Genomic DNA, 18813 nt, shown 5'->3' on the forward strand with positions numbered 1-18813 from the left:
CTATGTCTGAAAATTTTCGCCAACAGGCCGCGCCGGCCATCCCCTCACAGGCCATACCGAAGCAGCCGGAATATCCCAACGCCTATGGCGATGAGGAAATTAATTGCGTTGCGCTGAAACAGCGCCTTGAGCAATTCCAGCTTTGGCTGGCCGCGGCGTTCAACGCCGGCGCCAGCGTGGAAAGCCTGGTGGCCGCACGCTGCGAGTTTATCGATCGGCTGTTGCGGCGGCTGTGGTTGTTCTATGGTTTTGAGGATATCCCGGCCACCGCACTGGTGGCGGTGGGCGGCTACGGCCGCGGCGAACTGCACCCGCTTTCCGATATTGATGTGTTGGTGCTGAGCCAACAACGTTTAAGCGACCAGCAAGCGGCGCGGGTGGGCGAATTCATCACCCTGATGTGGGATTTGAAGCTGGAAGTCGGCCACAGCGTGCGTACGCTGGAAGAGTGCCTGCTGGAAGGGCTGGCGGATCTGACCATCGCCACCAACCTGATCGAATCCCGCATGATCTGCGGCGACGTGGCGCTGTTTCTGCAACTGCAAAAACACATCTTCAGCGACGGCTTCTGGCCCTCGTCCAAGTTCTTCCCGGCCAAAGTGGCGGAGCAGCACGAACGCCACCAGCGCTACCACGGCACCAGCTACAACCTGGAGCCGGACATCAAAAGCAGCCCCGGTGGCCTGCGCGACATCCATACCCTGCTATGGGTCGCCCGGCGCCACTTCGGCGCCACCTCGCTTGACGAAATGGTCGGTTTCGGTTTTCTGACGCAAGCCGAACGTAACGAACTCAATGAATGCCAAAGCTTCCTGTGGCGCATTCGCTTTGCTCTGCACCTGGTGCTGCCGCGCTACGATAACCGGCTGCTGTTCGATCGCCAACTGAGCGTGGCCCAGCTCTTGTGCTACGAAGGCGAAGGCAACCAGCCCGTTGAGCGCATGATGAAAGACTTCTATCGCATGACGCGCCGCGTCGGCGAGCTTAATCACATGCTGTTGCAGTTGTTCGACGAAGCGATTCTGGCGCTCGACGCCACCGAGAGGCCGCGGCCGCTGGACGAGGATTTCCAACTGCGCGGCAACCTGATCGATCTGCGCGACGAAACGCTGTTTATCCGCCAGCCGGAAGCCATCATCCGTATGTTCTACGTGATGGTGCGCAATCGCGAAATCGCCGGCATCTATTCCACCACTGTGCGCCAACTGCGCCATGCCCGCCGCCACCTGAAACAGCCGCTGTGCACGATCCCGCAGGCGCGGGAGCTGTTTATGGCCATTTTGCGCCACCCGGGCGCCGTATCGCGCGCGCTGGTGCCGATGCACCGTCACAGCGTGCTGTGGGCCTATATGCCGCAGTGGGGCAATATCGTCGGCCAGATGCAGTTTGATCTGTTCCACGCCTATACCGTGGATGAACACACGATCCGCGTGCTGCAAAAGCTCGAAAGCTTCGCCGATAATCAAAACCGGCCAAGCCACCCATTGTGCGTCGAGCTGTACACCCGGCTGCCGAATCTGGAGCTGTTGCTGATTGCCGCCCTGTTCCATGATATCGCCAAGGGGCGCGGCGGCGATCACTCGCTGCTCGGCGCACAGGACGTAGCGGAATTCGCCCAGCAGCACGGCCTGAATGTGCGCGAAACCCAACTGGTTGCCTGGTTGGTGCGTTGCCACTTGCTAATGTCGGTCACCGCCCAGCGCCGTGATATTCAGGATCCCGCCGTTATCCAACAGTTCAGCAACGAAGTACAAAACGAAACCCGTCTGCGCTATTTGATTTGCCTGACGGTTGCGGATATCTGCGCCACCAACGAAAGCCTGTGGAACAGTTGGAAGCAAAGCCTGCTGCGCGAGCTGTATTTCGCCACCGAAAAACAGTTGCGCCGCGGCATGCAAAACGGCCCGGATCTGCGCGAACGTGTGCGCCACCACCGCTTGCAGGCGCTGGCGCTATTGCGTATGGATAATATCGACGAAGAGGCGCTACACCGCATCTGGAGCCGTTGCCGCGCCGATTACTTCCTGCGCCATTCGCCGAACCAGTTGGCCTGGCATGCGCGCCATCTGCTGGCCCATGACTCCACCAAACCGCTGGTGTTGTTGAGCCCGCAGGCCACGCGCGGGGGCACCGAGATCTTTATCTGGAGCCCGGACCGCCCGTACCTGTTCGCCGCCGTGGCCGGGGAAATGGATCGCCGCAACCTGAGCGTGCATGATGCGCAGATCTTTACCAACCGCGACGGAATGGCGATGGATACCTTCATCGTGCTGGAACCGGACGGCAGCCCGTTGGCACCGGATCGCCACGAGGCCACGCGTTTCGCGCTGGAGCAGGCGCTAATGCAGCGGGAATACCAACCGCCGCGGACACGGCGTCCCTCTTCCAAGCTGCGCCACTTCAGCGTGCCGACCGAGGTCACCTTCTTGCCGACCCATACCGATCGCCGCAGCTACCTGGAAATGGTGGCGCTCGATCAGCCCGGCCTGCTGGCGCGGGTAGCGGAAGTGTTCGCCGATCTGGGGGTTTCGCTGCACGGTGCGCGTATCTCGACCATCGGCGAACGGGTTGAGGATTTGTTCATTCTTGCCGATAGCGATCGCCGGGCGTTGAATAGCGAAACGCGCAAAAAGTTGGCGCAGCGGCTGGTCGAGGCGCTCAACCCGAACGAAAAAATGTGATACAAGTAATCTTTTGACTAACAAAATCAGGAAAGAAACAGAATGCAGCAATTACAGAACGTTATTGAAAACGCCTTCGAGCGCCGCGCGGAGATCACCCCGGCGAACGTAGACACGGTAACGCGTGAAGCAGTAAACCAAGTGATCGCCCTGCTGGACAGCGGCGCACTGCGCGTGGCTGAAAAAATCAACGGTCAGTGGGTCACCCATCAATGGCTGAAAAAGGCCGTGCTGCTTTCTTTCCGAATCAGCGACAATAAAGTCATCGACGGCGCCGAAACCCGTTTCTACGATAAAGTGCCAATGAAATTCGCCGATTACGACGAAGCCCGCTTCCAGAAAGAAGGCTTCCGCGTGGTGCCGCCGGCCAGCGTACGCAAAGGGGCGTTCATCGCCCGCAATACCGTGCTGATGCCTTCTTATGTCAACATCGGCGCTCACGTGGATGAAGGCACCATGGTGGATACCTGGGCCACCGTCGGCTCATGCGCGCAAATCGGCAAAAACGTTCACCTGTCGGGCGGTGTCGGCATCGGCGGCGTATTGGAACCGCTGCAGGCAAACCCAACCATCATCGAAGACAACTGCTTTATCGGCGCACGTTCCGAAGTGGTTGAAGGTGTGATCGTGGAAGAAGGTTCCGTGATCTCCATGGGCGTATTTATCGGCCAAAGCACCCGTATTTACGATCGTGAAACCGGTGAAGTTCATTACGGCCGCGTTCCTGCCGGTTCCGTGGTGGTTTCCGGCAACCTGCCTTCCAAAGATGGCACCTACAGCCTGTACTGCGCCGTTATCGTGAAGAAAGTGGATGCGAAAACGCGCAGTAAAGTCGGTATTAATGAGTTATTGAGAACGATCGACTAAAATGAAATAGCGGGTATTTACCCGCTATTTTTTTATCTTCAATCTGCGGGCGATCACTGCCGTAGGCTGGCGCAGGCGCCATAATCACCGCACGCGGTATACCCCGTGGATTGCAGGCTAGCGGCAAATCGGCAGGCACGGCCGGCGTACAGGTATGAAGGGTATAAAATCTAAAGGGGCGCTCTATGTACGATAATCTGAAAAGCTTAGGCATTAATCAACCGGAAGACATCGATCGTTATACTCTTCGCCAAGAGGCCAATAACGATATTCTCAAAATTTATTTCCGCAAGGATAAAGGCGAGTTCTTTGCAAAAAGCGTCAAGTTCAAATACCCACGCCAGCGCAAAACCGTGGTTTCAGATAGCAGCCAGGGTTACAAAGAAATCCACGAAATCAACCCAAACCTGCGCTACGTGATCGATGAACTCGATCAGCTATGCCAGCACGAACAAGCAGACGTTGATCTTAAACGCAAAATTCTTGACGATCTGCGCCACTTGGAAAACGTGGTTTCCAACAAAATTGCCGAGATCGAAGCCGATCTGGACAAACTGACGCACGGGAAATAACCCACGCGGCGCTGCATCGGGTCGGCGCATCCGCACCGACCCAGCACTGGCCGCGAATTATTTCAGCAGCGTGCTCCACTGCTCAACCCATGGGCAGGAGATCGCCTCCGGCTCTGGGTGCTCAATCGCATCAATTTCCAGCACATCGCCTATCCGCGTCGCCCCCTGCTCCTGCAACAGCGCGTCAAACACCCGCCCGCCGCCGCAGAAACGATCGTAGCTGCTATCGCCCAATGCGATCAGGCCATAACGCAACTCCTGCTGGTAGCCAACCTGATCGCGGATCGCGGTGAACAGCGGCGCGATGTTATCGGGCAGATCGCCCTGCCCGGTGGTGGAAGTGATCACCAGTGCATAATGCTGGCGGTAGTATTGCCAGGCTTCCAGCGTGCCTTCTTCAAACAGTTTGACCGTATGCCCCTGTTCGTTAAGAATGTTTTCCGCCTCTTCCGCAACCAGCAAAGCATTACCGTAAACCGTCCCGACGAAAATACCGACCTGAGCCATCGCTCAAACTCCCTTGATGATCCATAAAAATTACGGGCTATCCTGACCGCTTACCGGGGGAAACTCAACCCTGGCGAGTTCAGGGACAACGTCCAGCCAGCCAAATTGTGACATCAAGTGCTGCCACGGGCTATCCCAGCGCGCAGAAATCTGCAGCGGCTCACCGCTGATCGGGTGCGCCAGGCGCAAGTGGCTGGCGTGCAACATCAGGCGCGGGCAGCCAAAGTGCTGTGCCATCGCCCGGTTCTGGCGCAGATCGCCATGCTTACTGTCGCCGACGATCGGGTGCCGGATATGCACCATATGGCGGCGCAGCTGATGTTTACGCCCGGTTTCCGGCCGCAGTTCCATCAGCGTATAGCGGGCGCTGGCATAGCGGCCCACCGCGACCGGCATTTCCACCCGCGCCAGCGGCCGATAGTGCGTCAGCGCAGACTGGGGCGCTTTGTCTGCGCTGGCGAACCTGTCGGCGACTTTATCCCGCTCTTGCGTGAGCGGGTAATCCAAGGTGGCGGCGTCATGCACATAGCCGCGCACCACCGCGTGATACGTTTTCTGCACCTGATGCTGTTCAAACTGTTGCGACAACCGATGCGCCACCTCGCTGGAGAGCGCCAACAACAGCACGCCGGAAGTGGGACGATCGAGACGGTGCACGGTGAACACATGCTGGCCGATCTGGTCACGCACGGTCTGCATCACAAAAACCGTCTCGTGGCGATCCAACCAACTGCGATGCACCAGCCAACCGGCCGGCTTATTCACGGCCACCAGATGCGCATCCTGATAAAGAATCTCCAGCATTACGGCGATTCTTGATTCAGCATGTTGTCCAGGCGCTGCAGCACCACCAGCAGCGGCAGGCAAACCGGCTCTCTATGCTTAAGCGCCTCTTCAAAATAAGGCGTGATGGCAAAGCGCGTGGGCAGCGGCGCGTTCGCATCCAGCAGCGCATACATCCGCGGCAGGAAGACCCATTGCAGCCACTCTTCCGCCTGCATGCTGTCAACGCAGAACGGTTCCACGCTGGTGAAAGCCTCAGGCTCCGGCGGCGCCGATTGCCACAGCGCCAAATCGCGCATTGACTGCTCAATTGCCAGCAAACATTGGCGAACCTGATTTTCTATACTCATCTGCATTCCCGATAGTGTAAATCATGATCTTCAGCGGCCCGGCTGAAGGGCGGCAAAGCATAGCATCTTCCCGGTGTGCGCCCAAACCCTAGCCTACTGAATTTATTATGGAGACTCTGCGCGCTCGGCGGCACAATACCTGTTCCAGATAAACAACAAGATAAAAAATATGCCCAACCACACACAGCGTAATCATCATGCAACACCCGGTAAGGCGATGCTGGCTTCCGTTAGCGGCTATGCCATGGACGGCTTCGATTTACTGATCCTTGGCTTTATGCTGCCGCTTATCGCCGCTGAACTGCAGCTCACCTCCCCGGAGGCCGGCTCGCTGGTCACCTGGACGTTAATCGGCGCGGTGCTCGGCGGCGTGATTTTCGGCCATCTTAGCGATCGCTTTGGCCGCATCCGCGTTCTCACCGTCACGATTTTGATGTTTTCCCTCTTCACCGGCCTGTGCGCCATCGCACAGGGTTACTGGGATTTGCTCGCCTACCGTACGCTGGCCGGTATCGGCCTGGGTGGGGAATTCGGCATCGGCATGGCGTTGATCGCCGAGGCCTGGCCCGCGGAAAAGCGCAACCGCGCTTCCGCCTACGTCGGCATGGGCTGGCAGCTTGGCGTATTGGCCGCAGCCTTTTTAACGCCGTTATTGCTGCCGCACATTGGCTGGCGCGGCATGTTCCTGGTCGGCCTGTTGCCGGCGCTGGCGTCGTTTCTTATCCGCCGCACCATGGGGGAACCCGAGGCCTTTGCCCAGCGGAAAAGCCACAGCCATACGCTGTCTTTCGGCCAGCGCATCCGGCTACTGTTTAAAGATAGCGCCACCAGCAAGGCCAGTCTGGGTATTTTCATTCTCTGTTCAGTGCAGAACTTCGGCTACTACGGCCTGATGATCTGGATGCCTACCTATCTGGCGAAGAACTTTGGCTTTTCACTGACAAAGTCTGGGATATGGACCGCAGTCACGGTGGTCGGTATGACCTTCGGCATCTGGCTGTTCGGCGTGCTGGCTGACCGCTTCGCCCGCTGGAAAATTTTCGTTGCTTATCAGATTGGCGCTGTGGTGATGGTTATTTGCTACGCCCAGCTTAGCGATCCCACCCTGATGCTGTTTGCCGGCGCGGTCATGGGGCTGTTCGTGAACGGTATGATCGGCGGCTACGGCGCGTTGATCTCCGATACCTACCCGGTTGAAGCGCGCGCCACCGCACAGAATATCCTGTTCAACTTTGGCCGCGGCGTCGGCGGTCTGGGCCCCTGGGCGATTGGCGCATTAGCCAGCCAGATTTCCTTCAATGCGGCCATTAGCCTGCTGGCGGCAATTTATCTGCTGGATATTTACGCCACGTTGTTCCTGCTGCCGAAGAAACAAAGCCAGGGCGATACGCTGGGGGCCATTGGCTAAGGGGAATGCGCTTAGCCCTGAGCTGGCATTTTGCGGCTCAGGGCTCTATCCAGGTCTGATAGGCAGATTCAGCGTTGAGAATAATAATATTCTAATAGTACAGTTGCATGGCGACGCGACGTTGCGGATCCATTCCCGATGCGGCTTCTTTATCGAGCAGATCTTTCAGCCGCCGTTGAATTCCCTCCCCTTCCACAATTTTAAACCCCAGAGAGGCGTAAAAAGATGCGTTGCAAGGCACGTAGCGATCGGTGGTCAGAGTAGCGCCAGTGAAACCACGAGCCTTCCCTGCAGAAAGCAGCGTATTCATCAGGCGCCGACCTATTCCGCGGTGCTGCCAGTTCGGGTGCACGTCAACTTCTGCAATGTGCAGCCAATTATCAACGATTGACGCTCCAGCGAATCCTACCGGGATATCGGCCGGGGCAAAAGCGACAAAGAGCAGTCCTTCATGGCATAACTGGTTGAAGTCATCAATGCTGCCTGCGGCAGGAGGCCCTGTCACTGCGCCTCCTGCGCGTAGCGTCTCAAACGCCGCTAACTCAATGATGCGAAGCGCGGCCAGGTGTTCATTTCGCGCAAGACTGATCGTGATGTCCATGATTAGGTTGATCCATATTTTAGCAATGCCGGTAGTACGGCGTATGAGTAAGGCTCCGGCAAGGAAATAACCTGTTGTCTAAAAAGACAGTATCATTTCATACACTCTGCGCAATTCCTTCCAATACCGGTTACGCATGCAATGGTTAAGTAAACGTCTCGGCATGCTTAAAATCAAAGGCTTCACTTTATGATCCCGTTTTCAAATGGTTTTTTACTGAGCCTTTCGCTGTGTCTCGATATCGGCATTGCCAATATCGCCATGATTACGCTGGCCATGCAACGTGGATATTTTCATGGTTTCTGGCTGGGAATTGGCACCTGCGTGGGCGATTTAGCCTATGCGTTACTGGCGCTGGCAGGAATGACCCTATTGCTCCAGTATGAAGCCGTTCGCTGGGTCTTATGGATTGGGGGCGGCGCGATGCTGTTGTGGTTCGCAGGCAAAATGCTCATTGCAGCTTTCCAGAAGGCTGCAGAGCTTAACGTGAACGAAGCCCATCAATACCGTTCACTACTGCGCGAATTCGGACGAGGAGTCTTGCTCGCGATGTCCTCTCCCACGGCCATCCTGTGGTTTGCTACAGTGGGAGGGGCGCTGATTTCCCGGATGGGGCAACACAGCGTAACGGCATCATCCTGGTTTTTAAGTGGCTTCTTTATTGCGGGCGTGTTCTGGACCTGTGTGCTGTGCCTGGTCGGTAGTTTTGGTGGCAGGCTACTTGGCCATCGTCTGCTTAAATATTCCTACATAGCGTCAGCGCTGATATTCAGCTACTTTGCCCTTTATGTGATCGTGTCAGGTTACCAGGAGTTTATGGTGGCCTGACCTTACCTGAGAAGCATAGTGATGGGGCGTCGTTCCCATCACTTTGCGAAAAGAATTGATGAAATGACTCTGGTCATAAAATCCCAGCATAATGGCCACATCAAGCGGATGAACATTCCTGCGCAACAAATCGCGGGCCTGGTGCAAGCGCAACTGCATATGATATTGCAAAGGCGGCATGCCCGTCTGTCGGGTGAAACAGCGAACAAGATGGTATTTACTCAACCCGGCCATCTGCGACAGTATTTCCAGCTGTGGTTTTACGTTGAGATGCTCGCGTAAATATTCAATGACTAAGTTAACCCTCTGTTTATCACTGCCCTGCAGCATGGTAGGTGTTTCCAGTAGCTCGCCACAAAGTAATATCAGCTCCTGCTCCTGATTAATGCTGTGTTGTTCCTGCCGAGCGGATGTTGCAAAACGGCACAGAGCATCAAATAAGCGCACATTATTGATTATGCCCTCACGCAGGATCGGTGCTTCACGATCGCTGCGTACATTTTCCTCATCGGCAAGCGTTTTCATCACTGACTGAGGCATATGCACGCTGATAAATTCAACGCACTGACTGTCAAAGCGCGACGCTTGAATCGTGCCAGGGTTATATAAGGTCACCTGACCACTTTTAACGTATGCAGTTTCTCCTGACAGCCAGATCTCCTCGACACCCGTCAGGTTTGCACTGATAACATATTCATCATGGAGATGTTTCGGAAAGCAGGAATTTCTGGCTTTTACTCGGGAGCACTCTACCCCATTCCGGCTAAACCACTCTGCAGACTGTAATGACAACATATCTGACCTTATGCTGGAATGGTGAATAGTTATTAAGGTTTAATAAAACCATTGGCTGCCCATTTTTTCAACTATTGGTTTGGACTCCCTGCTTTCGATGAACGGTAATGCGAACCCCGGCCCCCAGCAATGGGCCTGACAGAAACAACTACCTGCGGTATGCACCAGGCCTGGCTGTCTGAGCTGGAAGACAAAAAGCAATAAACGGGGAGCAGACCATTTGATGACGATTTTCAGTTGAAGCCGTTTGCCAGTGGCCGAAGCGGCCAGCAAGCTGACTAAATAAGGGCGCGGAATTTACTCAATTCTTTTACTGTTTGTGGTAAAGCCTGGCGAAGTAGCGCATCAAGATACTCATCAACCGATTTCGGCGGCTTTCTCATATTGCAGCGCTGCTTGTTTACGGCCGCCAGAACAAGTGCCTGATTCAAATCGAACAAATCAGTAATAAAATCATCTGGATGTAACGCTTCAATGCCGAAACTATTCAGATATTGTAGTGGGAAATCTTTCAAGTTGAACGTAACGACGATTTCAGCATTGCTGCAAATGGCGGCAGCAACAACATGCCTGTCATCAGCATCAGGAAGATCGATACTGGCAACGAGCGGCTCGAAACCTGTAACCATTGCATCAGGCAATGCCCGATTCATAAGCTCCCCAGTTTGTTTGATTTGGTCAGAATTTAAGTCAGGTCTATCCTTAATCAAATTACGCTGCCATTCTTCTTCGATAATGGCCGACCATTTCGGTTGATACAGCCCGGTCAGTCCCAGATGCATCAATAAATCCCGTAGTAAGGATGGATAGAGTACGCAAGCATCTAATACTACGGGATAAGGTGAAAGAGTCATCAGTAAAATCCAAGTTCCTGGCTATGATCTGCCAATACCTGCATTGCTTTGTGGCTTTCGCTATCTCGCTGATCTTTGTACCTCATTAAATCGGCGAAAAGCACGCGGCGATGGCGACCTGTTTTGTGAAAAGGTAGCTTCCCATCTTCCAGTAGTTTCACCATATGAGGGCGAGAAACATTCAGAATGTTGGCAGCTTCCTGCGTTGTTAATTCAGCATGCACAGGAACAACCTGAACCGCGTTACCGACGGCCAACTCTCCTAAAATCGACATAAGCAGCGTCAATGAATACGTTGGCAACTCGATCTGGCGAGTGTTGTTATCTGCGTCCTGAATCGAAATTTTTTGTGTTTCCATTTTCGTGGAGAGGTAGGCAGCAAGCTCCCTTTGCCCACGAACAGCTGCCTCAATCTCCCCTTGAGCCGGAAGGCTCAGGCTATCAAGAATTGAGTTTTTCATTTAAGTATCCGATAGTTAGGTTTAGTTTATGAGTTTCAGTTTTACGATTTAGTGTTGACAGCAATCATTGATGGCAGATTAGTCGAAACAAACGAAAAACACAACAAACGAAATAGACGAAGCAAACAAAACAGACGAAACGGACAAAAGTAAATTTAGACGGGAATGGTTACCGGTACGGTGTGCTGGCAGTGGATAAGGCGTATTGCCTTCGATTATTGGCTACCGCACACGCCCTTATCACATTCTCCCGGACACAATGAATGGGTAAAAAAATAGGGGCACTGCGTTAACAGTGCCCCCAGTTCGTTTTATAGCCATCCAGCTACAAAGTGTGCTCCCTGCTCAATCCCTGAAAACTTTTCCCTATGGCCATCCTGGCCCAACATCCGTGCAAATCCCTGAACGCCTTCCCAGCGTGGTTCCTTATAGCCTTTCATGGCCCGCCAATATTCCGTTATCGGCTCCCGATCTCCTTCCTGGAGGTGTCCCGAGTTCATCCTGAAAATCGCAAGGCCCTTGCCAGATTGGCGGCCTTCTGCCCTTCGTGGGCATGTGTTCATGCAGCCCTTAAAACACCCGGCGCCTGCCGTTTCCGTTTCAAGTTCATATATTCTGTAAACATTAAGATCGCTTAATTTTCATTATTTCACAATATACCGAGAACACGGCTGCCGGACGGATGAGGGAAAAACACGAAGAGATCAAAAACAACTTATTGATAAACAAATAGATGATATTGATCTGGAACAAATTTCGAAAAAAATAAAAAGCGATATCTCACACGTAATGTGAGATATCTCTTACACGGCATGACTTATAAACGTAATTAATCAGAAAGGGTTGGCCGCAGCGCGTCGAGGAAATTGCCCAGTGAGGCCGCCAGCAGCGTGCGTTTGCTGCTGCCGAACTGCTCCAGCACCACATTGCCGCTGACGTTGCAAAGCGATACCACCGTCATCTCTGATGACGTGGTAGCGAGGAACAGCGTGGGTGAGAGTTTCAGGCGTTTTTGCGTCACCAGGTGACCGATCAGGTTTTCCTGCAGGCGAATGAAATCGTCTTCACTCCACACCTGCAGCAGCGTCAGATGCTGCTCGCCAAATTGAGCGGTCATATCGCCGGCATATTGCTGCGTGTAGAAAGTATGGATATCCGGCTGCAGCCGCAGTTCAAGCGCAGTTTCCACCCGGGCCAGCGTCGCCGGCGGCGTGAACGGCTGCGGCAACCACAGCACATCGTCAGCGCGGCTTTCCACAATGCAAGGCGAAGCCACGCCGTACAGTTCGCTACTGGCCGGCGCCTGGCCGCGCTGCTGTTGCCAAAGTGCAACATAACGCTGGGTAAATTCACGCAGAGCGTGTGCTACATCATGGTCCATATTTTATCCCATATACGGTAAACTGGCGGCCATTGTATCGTTCTGGGACCAAGGTGACATCTATGTCCACATATCAAAACAATCAGGCGCTCGCCGGCCTGAAGCTCGGTAAACCCACCGCCTATCACGATCAGTACGACGCCACACTGCTACAGCCGGTGCCGCGCAGCCTGAACCGCGAGCCGCTGGGGCTGTATCCGCAGAGCCTGCCTTTCCACGGCGCCGATATCTGGACGCTGTACGAACTCTCCTGGCTGAATGATAAAGGCCTACCGCAGGTGGCCGTGGGGGAAATCAGCCTGAACGCCAATAGCGCCAACCTGATCGAATCCAAAAGCTTCAAGCTGTATCTCAACAGCTTCAACCAGACGCGCTTTGCTAATTGGGACGCCGTGCGCAGCACCCTGCAGCGCGATCTGGCGGCCTGTGCGCAAGGCGAAGTCAGCGTCGCCCTGTTCCGCCTGGAACAACTGGCCGGACAGCCGATCGCCATGCTGGCGGGGGAATGCATCGACGAACAAGACATCGCTATCGATAACTATGACTTCAACGCCGGCTATCTGCAAGGCGCCAACACCGGCCCGCAGGTGGAAGAAACGCTCGTCAGCAATCTGCTGAAATCCAACTGCCTGATCACCAACCAGCCGGACTGGGGTTCAGTGCAGATCCAATACCGCGGGCCGCAGATCGATCGGGAAGCGCTGCTGCGTTACCTGGTGTCTTTTCGCCATCACAACGAGTTCCACGAGCAATGCGTTGAACGCATCTTTAATGATGTGCTGCGTTTTTGCCAACCGGAGCAACTGTCGGTATACGCGCGCTACACGCGCCGCGGCGGGCTGGATATCAACCCCTGGCGCAGCAATACGGCGTTCACCCCGAATGCCGGGCGGCTGGCCCGCCAATAAGCCAACCGTTGCTCAACGAGTGCGCTAACGCGCTGCGTTGTATTGGTAAAAATCAAGGGACGGCGGTAAGGTTAAACCAGAGTATCCGCCGCCGTAGAATGCGTTCCGGCACGCAGGCGCCAAGCGCGATGCTCGCACACAATAACAAGCTGCTGTATGGATTGCTAATGCCCAGCCAGGGCGCAAAGGAGTTATCTTGATTACACATATCAGCCCACTCGGCTCTATGGACTTGTTGTCGCAGTTGGAAGTAGACATGCTCAAGCGTACCGCCAGCAGCGACCTGTACCGTTTGTTCCGCAACTGCTCACTGGCCGTATTGAACTCCGGTAGCCAGACTGACAACAGCAAGCAACTGCTGTCACGCTATGAAAACTTTGACATCAACGTGTTGCGCCGTGAGCGCGGCGTTAAACTGGAATTGATTAACCCGCCGGAAGAGGCCTTCGTTGATGGCCGTATCATCCGTTCACTGCAAGCCAATCTGTTTGCCGTACTGCGTGATATTCTGTTTGTGCATGGTCAGATCGCCAACGCCACCGGCCGTTTTCAAAACTTAAACCTGGAAAATTCCACGCATATCACCAACCTGGTGTTCTCCATCCTGCGCAACGCCCGCACGCTGCATCTGGATGAAGATCCGAATATGATCGTCTGTTGGGGCGGCCACTCCATCAACCCGACCGAATACCTGTATGCGCGCAAGGTGGGCAGCGAGCTGGGCCTGCGCGAGCTGAACATCTGCACGGGCTGTGGGCCTGGCGCGATGGAAGCGCCGATGAAAGGCGCTGCGGTGGGCCATGCCCAGCAGCGTTACCGCAACAGCCGTTTTATCGGCATGACCGAGCCTTCGATCATCGCCGCCGAGCCGCCTAACCCGTTGGTCAATGAACTGGTGATCATGCCGGATATTGAAAAACGGCTGGAAGCCTTTGTGCGCATTGCGCACGGCATCATTATCTTCCCTGGTGGCGTTGGCACCGCCGAGGAATTGCTCTACCTGTTGGGGATCTTGATGACCCCGGAAAACAGCGAGCAGGTGCTGCCGCTGATCCTGACCGGGCCAAAAGAGAGCGCCGACTACTTCCGCGTGCTGGATGAGTTTATCGGCAATACGCTGGGTGAACAGGCCCGCCGCCACTACCAGATCATCATTGACGATCCGGCCGAGGTTGCACGCCGCATGCGTAATACCATGCCATTGGTTAAAGAAAACCGCCGTAATACCGGCGATGCCTACAGCTTCAACTGGTCAATGCGCATTGCGCCGGATCTGCAATTGCCGTTTGAGCCGACCCATGAAAACATGGCTAATCTCAACCTGTCGCCGGCCCAGCCAGCCGAACAGTTGGCGGCGGCGCTGCGCCGTGCGTTTTCCGGTATTGTGGCGGGCAACGTGAAAGAAAATGGCATCCAGGCCATTGAAGAGTTCGGCCCCTACAGGCTGCATGGCGATCGGCAAATGATGAAGCAGATGGACCAGCTGCTGCAGGGTTTTGTCGTCCAGCACCGGATGAAACTGCCGGGCACGGCCTATGTGCCCTGCTATGAAATCATCGCCTGATTGTCTCCAGCCCAGCATGCGGGCGGTCAACGCCGCCCGCCGTTAATAACGCTTATCATGGCGTTGCCGGCCAATATTCCGACAGCGATTAACGATGCCTATACACTTACTGATTGTTGACGCCCTGAACCTGATCCGCCGCATTCATGCGGTGCAGGGTTCCCCCTGCGTGGATGCCTGCCGCCATGCGCTGCAACAGCTCATCCAGCACAGCCAGCCTACGCATGCGGTGGCGGTATTTGATGAAGACGATCGCCGCGACAGCTGGCGCCATCAACGCCTGCCCGACTATAAAGCCGGCCGCTCGCCGATGCCGGAAAACCTGCAGCAGGAGATGCCGCAGTTGCGCCAGGCCTTTGAAGCCAGCGGCGTGGCCTGCTGGCATTCGCCCGGTAATGAAGCAGACGATCTGGCCGCCACGCTTGCGGCAAAAGTGGCCGCGGGCGGCCATCAGGTCACGATTGTTTCAACCGACAAAGGCTACTGCCAACTGTTGGCGCCCAGCGTACAACTGCGTGATTATTTTCAGAAACGCTGGTTGGATATGCCTTTTGTTCAGCGTGAGTTTGGCGTGCTGCCACAGCAACTGCCGGATTTCTGGGGGCTGGCGGGCATCAGCAGCAGCAAGATCCCCGGCGTTGCCGGCATTGGCGCCAAAACCGCCGCGTTGCTGCTGCAACAGGCCGGCGATCTCGACAAGCTTTATCAGGATTTGGCAAGCGTGCCAACGAAGTGGCGAACCAAACTGGAGCAACAGCGTGAAATGGCCTACGCCTGCAAGCAGGTTGCCACGCTGCGTACCGATCTTCAGCTAAGCGGCAATCTGCAGCAGTTGCGCTTGCCGGCAAGATAATGCCCCTCGCCCTTCCCCTCACCCCAACCCTCTCCCATCGGGAGAGGGAGCAGCCCGAGTGAATATGGAGCGATGGTAAAAGAGGACGGCAGACTTTAGCTACTGATACAGGCAGACACTCCCCCCAACCCATCCGGAGAAGGAGCAGCCCGAGTGAGTATGGCAGGCAGAAAGCGTTAGTTATTCATTGTGCGCCGGACGGTCCCCTCTCCCTTAGGGAGAGGGCTAGGGTGAGGGAGAGGAACAAAGAAAAGATTAACGCTCGTCGCGGCGCCCTGGGATCGCCGACCAGATACGGCGCACGTGCACAGTGATCTCTTCGCGATCGTGATACAAATGCCGGGCATGAATCTCTGAATTAATACCAAACGCGTCAAGCGCTTCGCGGATCGTCTGCAGGTTTTGCGAAACCTCTTCATAGCGCTTTTTCATCGGCAGCTTCAGGTTGAAAATCGCCTCGCGGCACCAGCCTTTGGTCAGCCAGTCGATCATCAACTGTGTTACGCGCGCCGGCTTCTCTACCATATCGCACACCAGCCAATAGATATTGCTGCGCGTCGGCTCAAACTTGAAGCCGTCGGCGCGATGGTGGGTCACTTGCCCGGTATCCATCAGGCTGGGCGCCATTGGGCCATTGTCCACCGCATGAACCATCATGCTGCGTTTCACCAATTGGTAAGTCCAGCCGCCCGGGCAGGCGCCCAGATCCACCGCATGCATCCCGCTGCCCAAACGTTCATCCCACTCATCGGCGGGAATGAACACGTGAAACGCCTCTTCTAACTTCAACGTGGAACGGCTTGGCGCATCAGCCGGGAACTTCAACCGTGGAATGCCCATATAGAACGGAGAATTGTTGTTGCTGTAGGAATAGCCCACGTAGCAGCAGCCCGGCGCGATAAAGAACACGTGCACCACCGGGCGGGTTGGATCCTCGCGCGCCATCAGTACTTTTTCCTGCCGCATCGCCGCGCGCAGCGGCACCGTCAACTTACGGCAGAACTTCATCAGCTCTTTGCTTTCGTTGGTATCCGGCACTTCCACCCGCAGCTCGCCAGCGTGCTCCACCACGCCCATCAGCATACCGACGATCGGCGTAACGCGATCTTCCGGCGGCAGATCGCGCAACAGCTCGCCCACCACGATCATCTGGCGGGCGAAAATCATCTCGCGGAACGGCAGCTCGCGCGCCAGGCGGTCAGCATCTTCCGGCTGGTAACATTCGAACAGCACGTAGCCACTGTTCTCTTTCACCCTGGCGAAGCCAAACACCTCGCGCTGCGCGGCCTTATCGGTGATCTCCGCCGCGCACTCTTTCTCAAAGCCCGGGCGGCAGTACAGTGCAATCTTATTCATGGCGCTCGGCCTTTTTCCTCAGACGCAAAGCGCCAATCAACATCAGTATCCAACCGATCAGGAAGCACACGCCCCCGATTGGCGTGACATAAACCCAGAGCTTCAGGTGCGAAAGCGCCAGGCAGTAAAGGCTGCCGCTAAACAGCACGGTGCCCAGCGCCAACAGCGCGGCACTCCAGTAAAACCACAAACAGGCGCGGCGCTGCATCGCCACGGCCAATGCCAGAATCGCCAGGGTATGAAAGCCCTGATATTCCAACCCGGTATGGATCCAGGCCATTTCATCGGCGCCCAGCGTATTACTTAATACGTGGGAGCCGATCGCCCCCAGGGCGACAAAAACAAAACCGCTGATCGCGGCAAAAATAAACATGGAACGACTCGTCATCGTTATTTTACCTTTTGATCTTTACCGGCGGTGGCGCCGCCACCGGCCTTATTGTTCATAGCGGAAACGGAATTTTTCCTGCTCACTGGCGGCGCGCGTCAGTATCCATTGGCGAAAGGCGGCTATTTTACCCAGTTCTGCCTGGCTGTCATGGCATACCAGATAATACGCATTTTTACTTACCAGCACGTCGTTGAACGGGCAGACCAGGCGCCCAGCCTCCATTTCCGTTTGCGCCATCACATTATTCACCAGGGCCACCCCTTGCCCATGCACCGCCGCCTGCACCACCATCGCGCTATGGCTAAAGATCGGCCCCTGCTGCACATTGATATGCTGCAGCCCAAGTTGGCGGGTGTAAGTCTGCCAGTCACGGCGCGAAGTATCATGCAACAGGGTATGATAAACCAGATCGCCCGGCGATTTTAATGCATGCTCGCCGCCGAGCAGCGCCGGGGAGCAAACCGGCAGCAGGTATTCCGCATACAGGCGCTCGGCCCGCAGCCCCGGCCAGTTACCGCGCCCGTAGAAAATCGCGACGTCAACGTCATCTGCCAACTTATCCTCTTCGCGGTCAACGGCCTGAATGCGCACGTCGATCCCCGGATAAGCGGAGTTAAAGCCCGAAAGGCGCGGCACCAACCATTGAATGGCAAAACTGGGCGGCACGCTGACGGTCAATGCGCCCTTGGCGCTGCGCGCCTGGAGTTTGCGGGTAGCCTCGTTAATAGAAGAAAAAATCTCTTTGATATCCAGGTAATAGCTCTGCCCTTCTTCCGTCAGCAACAGTGACCGGTTGCGCCGCCGAAACAGTTTCAGCCCCAGAAAATCCTCCAGCGATTTGATCTGATGGCTCACTGCCGCCTGGGTAACAAACAGCTCTTCAGCGGCTTTGGTGAAGCTAAGATGACGGGCGGCGGCATCAAAGACCCGCAGCGCGTTAAGGGGGGGTAAGCGTTTTGACATGAATTATCGGCTTTTTTACCAATTTATCGGATTAAGCTGCGTAAAAAATCAGGCGGCATCCGGCGTTCGCCGCTACGGCGCCACCAGAAACCGCTAATATTAGTTTTTTTTATCCGAGGCATTATAAATTGTCCGTTGAGGCTACGCCAGCAAATACCTATAGTGGCGGCACTTCCTGGGCCGGAACGAAAAGGGATTGGGTGTTCAAGGCACTGATGAACTTTTGGCCTGTGGTTGTGATGTTGTGTTTGCAAATTGTCCGGCTTTTCGGACATGGTAGCCAAGCTACTTTTTTCACTTCCTGTACATTTACCCTGTCTGTCCATAGTGATTTTTTGCAGCACCGCAAGCTTGCGGTGCTTTTTTTTACCTGCCGTTTACTGGTCGGTTTCGAGCATTTCTTTGACTTCAGAGCGGTTAATCTGCTGCTGTACACCGTTGGCGTCTTTGTAGCTGATCATCCCGGTATCTTCATCTACCTTGGGTTTTCCATCTGCGACAATGGTGCGCCCATCGTTGGTATGCATAACATAGTTACTGGAACACGCGGCCAGCGTAAACACCAACATCAGGGAAGAGATAACTGCGGCTGTTTTCTTCATTTGGCACTCCTTGTAGATAAAAATTCTGTTATAAAACTTCTTATTCATCTAAGAAACTGCTACATGCCGTCTATAACAGCATAACAAA

Annotated in this window: 20 protein-coding genes; 8 read left to right on the forward strand and 12 right to left on the reverse strand. The window is 55.1% G+C overall.

Features of this window, described 5'->3' with window-relative positions; translation table 11 throughout:
- Positions 1–2 precede the first annotated feature (2 nt).
- The 3 genes from glnD (at position 3) to ABFX35_RS10920 (ending at position 4120) form a co-directional block, all read left to right on the forward strand.
- Positions 3–2681, forward strand: a complete 2679-nt coding sequence (gene glnD, locus ABFX35_RS10910; protein ID WP_346080999.1) for a bifunctional uridylyltransferase/uridylyl-removing protein GlnD — start codon at positions 3–5, stop codon at positions 2679–2681.
- 42 nt (positions 2682–2723) lie between these two features.
- Positions 2724–3548 (forward strand): 2,3,4,5-tetrahydropyridine-2,6-dicarboxylate N-succinyltransferase, encoded by an 825-nt coding sequence (gene dapD, locus ABFX35_RS10915; RefSeq protein WP_095847449.1) that lies wholly within the window; start codon positions 2724–2726, stop codon positions 3546–3548.
- A gap of 185 nt (positions 3549–3733) precedes the next feature.
- Positions 3734–4120, forward strand: a complete 387-nt coding sequence (locus ABFX35_RS10920; RefSeq protein WP_279029787.1) for a DUF3461 family protein — start codon at positions 3734–3736, stop codon at positions 4118–4120.
- Between the two features lie 57 nt (positions 4121–4177).
- On the opposite strand, the gene ABFX35_RS10925 is transcribed toward ABFX35_RS10920, so the two are convergent.
- The 3 genes from ABFX35_RS10925 to ABFX35_RS10935 are packed head-to-tail and all read right to left on the reverse strand — an operon-like array spanning position 4178 to position 5760.
- The gene (locus ABFX35_RS10925) at positions 4178–4627 is read right to left on the reverse strand and encodes a flavodoxin (protein WP_346081001.1); all 450 of its coding nucleotides are present in this window, start codon (positions 4625–4627) and stop codon (positions 4178–4180) included.
- Between the two features lie 30 nt (positions 4628–4657).
- Positions 4658–5431, reverse strand: a complete 774-nt coding sequence (gene truC, locus ABFX35_RS10930; RefSeq protein WP_346081003.1) for a tRNA pseudouridine(65) synthase TruC — start codon at positions 5429–5431, stop codon at positions 4658–4660.
- Complete coding sequence (locus tag ABFX35_RS10935; protein WP_183096509.1) at positions 5431–5760, reverse strand: YqcC family protein; 330 nt, start codon at positions 5758–5760, stop codon at positions 5431–5433. Before ABFX35_RS10935 ends, truC begins: the two co-directional genes overlap by 1 nt.
- 169 nt (positions 5761–5929) lie before the next feature.
- Between ABFX35_RS10935 and ABFX35_RS10940 the strand changes: the two genes are divergently transcribed.
- Positions 5930–7168 (forward strand): MFS transporter, encoded by a 1239-nt coding sequence (locus ABFX35_RS10940; RefSeq protein ID WP_279029067.1) that lies wholly within the window; start codon positions 5930–5932, stop codon positions 7166–7168.
- Positions 7169–7259: 91 nt separating this feature from the next.
- On the opposite strand, the gene ABFX35_RS10945 is transcribed toward ABFX35_RS10940, so the two are convergent.
- Positions 7260–7769, reverse strand: a complete 510-nt coding sequence (locus tag ABFX35_RS10945; protein WP_346081005.1) for a GNAT family N-acetyltransferase — start codon at positions 7767–7769, stop codon at positions 7260–7262.
- Between the two features lie 189 nt (positions 7770–7958).
- On the opposite strand from ABFX35_RS10945, the gene ABFX35_RS10950 reads away from it, so the two are divergent.
- On the forward strand, positions 7959–8597 hold the full coding sequence (locus tag ABFX35_RS10950) for a LysE family transporter (protein ID WP_346081007.1): 639 nt from the start codon (positions 7959–7961) through the stop codon (positions 8595–8597).
- Here ABFX35_RS10950 and ABFX35_RS10955 read toward each other — a convergent pair.
- The 4 genes from ABFX35_RS10955 to syd form a co-directional block, all read right to left on the reverse strand.
- Positions 8568–9389 (reverse strand): AraC family transcriptional regulator, encoded by an 822-nt coding sequence (locus ABFX35_RS10955; protein ID WP_346081692.1) that lies wholly within the window; start codon positions 9387–9389, stop codon positions 8568–8570. The genes ABFX35_RS10950 and ABFX35_RS10955 overlap by 30 nt on opposite strands.
- 281 nt (positions 9390–9670) lie before the next feature.
- Positions 9671–10246 (reverse strand): VapC50 family PIN domain-containing toxin, encoded by a 576-nt coding sequence (locus ABFX35_RS10960; RefSeq protein ID WP_346081009.1) that lies wholly within the window; start codon positions 10244–10246, stop codon positions 9671–9673.
- Complete coding sequence (locus tag ABFX35_RS10965; protein WP_346081011.1) at positions 10246–10707, reverse strand: helix-turn-helix domain-containing protein; 462 nt, start codon at positions 10705–10707, stop codon at positions 10246–10248. The genes ABFX35_RS10960 and ABFX35_RS10965 overlap by 1 nt, the downstream gene beginning before the upstream one ends.
- Positions 10708–11536: 829 nt before the next feature.
- Positions 11537–12088, reverse strand: a complete 552-nt coding sequence (gene syd, locus ABFX35_RS10970) for a SecY-interacting protein (RefSeq protein ID WP_346081013.1) — start codon at positions 12086–12088, stop codon at positions 11537–11539.
- A gap of 62 nt (positions 12089–12150) precedes the next feature.
- Between syd and queF the strand changes: the two genes are divergently transcribed.
- The 3 genes from queF (at position 12151) to xni (ending at position 15413) form a co-directional block, all read left to right on the forward strand.
- Positions 12151–12996 (forward strand): NADPH-dependent 7-cyano-7-deazaguanine reductase QueF, encoded by an 846-nt coding sequence (gene queF / locus ABFX35_RS10975; RefSeq protein WP_346081015.1) that lies wholly within the window; start codon positions 12151–12153, stop codon positions 12994–12996.
- Positions 12997–13192: 196 nt separating this feature from the next.
- Entirely contained in the window at positions 13193–14560 is a 1368-nt protein-coding gene (gene ppnN, locus ABFX35_RS10980) for a nucleotide 5'-monophosphate nucleosidase PpnN (RefSeq protein WP_346081017.1), read from the forward strand.
- A gap of 94 nt (positions 14561–14654) precedes the next feature.
- Complete coding sequence (xni, locus tag ABFX35_RS10985) at positions 14655–15413, forward strand: flap endonuclease Xni (RefSeq protein ID WP_346081019.1); 759 nt, start codon at positions 14655–14657, stop codon at positions 15411–15413.
- A 255-nt stretch (positions 15414–15668) separates the two neighbouring features.
- Here the strand turns inward: xni and rlmM are convergent, their stop codons facing one another.
- The 4 genes from rlmM to ABFX35_RS11005 form a co-directional block, all read right to left on the reverse strand.
- Entirely contained in the window at positions 15669–16769 is a 1101-nt protein-coding gene (gene rlmM, locus ABFX35_RS10990) for a 23S rRNA (cytidine(2498)-2'-O)-methyltransferase RlmM (RefSeq protein WP_346081021.1), read from the reverse strand.
- Positions 16762–17157, reverse strand: a complete 396-nt coding sequence (locus ABFX35_RS10995) for a DUF423 domain-containing protein (protein WP_279029018.1) — start codon at positions 17155–17157, stop codon at positions 16762–16764. Before ABFX35_RS10995 ends, rlmM begins: the two co-directional genes overlap by 8 nt.
- A 48-nt stretch (positions 17158–17205) precedes the next feature.
- The gene (locus ABFX35_RS11000) at positions 17206–18123 is read right to left on the reverse strand and encodes a transcriptional regulator GcvA (protein WP_095847431.1); all 918 of its coding nucleotides are present in this window, start codon (positions 18121–18123) and stop codon (positions 17206–17208) included.
- Between the two features lie 377 nt (positions 18124–18500).
- Complete coding sequence (locus tag ABFX35_RS11005; RefSeq protein WP_095847430.1) at positions 18501–18725, reverse strand: YgdI/YgdR family lipoprotein; 225 nt, start codon at positions 18723–18725, stop codon at positions 18501–18503.
- Positions 18726–18813: the final 88 nt, after the last annotated feature.

The sequence above is a fragment of the Gibbsiella dentisursi genome (genome assembly GCF_039539505.1).
Lineage (GTDB): Bacteria > Pseudomonadota > Gammaproteobacteria > Enterobacterales > Enterobacteriaceae > Gibbsiella > Gibbsiella quercinecans.

What these genes read in the sequence shown, in the direction of transcription:
- rlmM (WP_346081021.1), bottom strand. Translation starts at nt 16,769, where the DNA reads ATGAATAAGATTGCACTGTACTGCCGCCCGGGCTTTGAGAAAGAGTGC.
- ABFX35_RS10965 (WP_346081011.1), bottom strand. Translation starts at nt 10,707, where the DNA reads ATGAAAAACTCAATTCTTGATAGCCTGAGCCTTCCGGCTCAAGGGGAG.
- ABFX35_RS10925 (WP_346081001.1), bottom strand. Translation starts at nt 4,627, where the DNA reads ATGGCTCAGGTCGGTATTTTCGTCGGGACGGTTTACGGTAATGCTTTG.
- ABFX35_RS10995 (WP_279029018.1), bottom strand. Translation starts at nt 17,157, where the DNA reads ATGACGAGTCGTTCCATGTTTATTTTTGCCGCGATCAGCGGTTTTGTT.
- queF (WP_346081015.1), top strand. Translation starts at nt 12,151, where the DNA reads ATGTCCACATATCAAAACAATCAGGCGCTCGCCGGCCTGAAGCTCGGT.
- truC (WP_346081003.1), bottom strand. Translation starts at nt 5,431, where the DNA reads ATGCTGGAGATTCTTTATCAGGATGCGCATCTGGTGGCCGTGAATAAG.
- glnD (WP_346080999.1), top strand. Translation starts at nt 3, where the DNA reads ATGTCTGAAAATTTTCGCCAACAGGCCGCGCCGGCCATCCCCTCACAG.
- ABFX35_RS10945 (WP_346081005.1), bottom strand. Translation starts at nt 7,769, where the DNA reads ATGGACATCACGATCAGTCTTGCGCGAAATGAACACCTGGCCGCGCTT.
- ABFX35_RS11005 (WP_095847430.1), bottom strand. Translation starts at nt 18,725, where the DNA reads ATGAAGAAAACAGCCGCAGTTATCTCTTCCCTGATGTTGGTGTTTACG.
- ABFX35_RS10920 (WP_279029787.1), top strand. Translation starts at nt 3,734, where the DNA reads ATGTACGATAATCTGAAAAGCTTAGGCATTAATCAACCGGAAGACATC.
- ABFX35_RS10935 (WP_183096509.1), bottom strand. Translation starts at nt 5,760, where the DNA reads ATGAGTATAGAAAATCAGGTTCGCCAATGTTTGCTGGCAATTGAGCAG.
- dapD (WP_095847449.1), top strand. Translation starts at nt 2,724, where the DNA reads ATGCAGCAATTACAGAACGTTATTGAAAACGCCTTCGAGCGCCGCGCG.
- syd (WP_346081013.1), bottom strand. Translation starts at nt 12,088, where the DNA reads ATGGACCATGATGTAGCACACGCTCTGCGTGAATTTACCCAGCGTTAT.
- xni (WP_346081019.1), top strand. Translation starts at nt 14,655, where the DNA reads ATGCCTATACACTTACTGATTGTTGACGCCCTGAACCTGATCCGCCGC.
- ABFX35_RS10940 (WP_279029067.1), top strand. Translation starts at nt 5,930, where the DNA reads ATGCCCAACCACACACAGCGTAATCATCATGCAACACCCGGTAAGGCG.
- ABFX35_RS11000 (WP_095847431.1), bottom strand. Translation starts at nt 18,123, where the DNA reads ATGTCAAAACGCTTACCCCCCCTTAACGCGCTGCGGGTCTTTGATGCC.
- ABFX35_RS10950 (WP_346081007.1), top strand. Translation starts at nt 7,959, where the DNA reads ATGATCCCGTTTTCAAATGGTTTTTTACTGAGCCTTTCGCTGTGTCTC.
- ABFX35_RS10960 (WP_346081009.1), bottom strand. Translation starts at nt 10,246, where the DNA reads ATGACTCTTTCACCTTATCCCGTAGTATTAGATGCTTGCGTACTCTAT.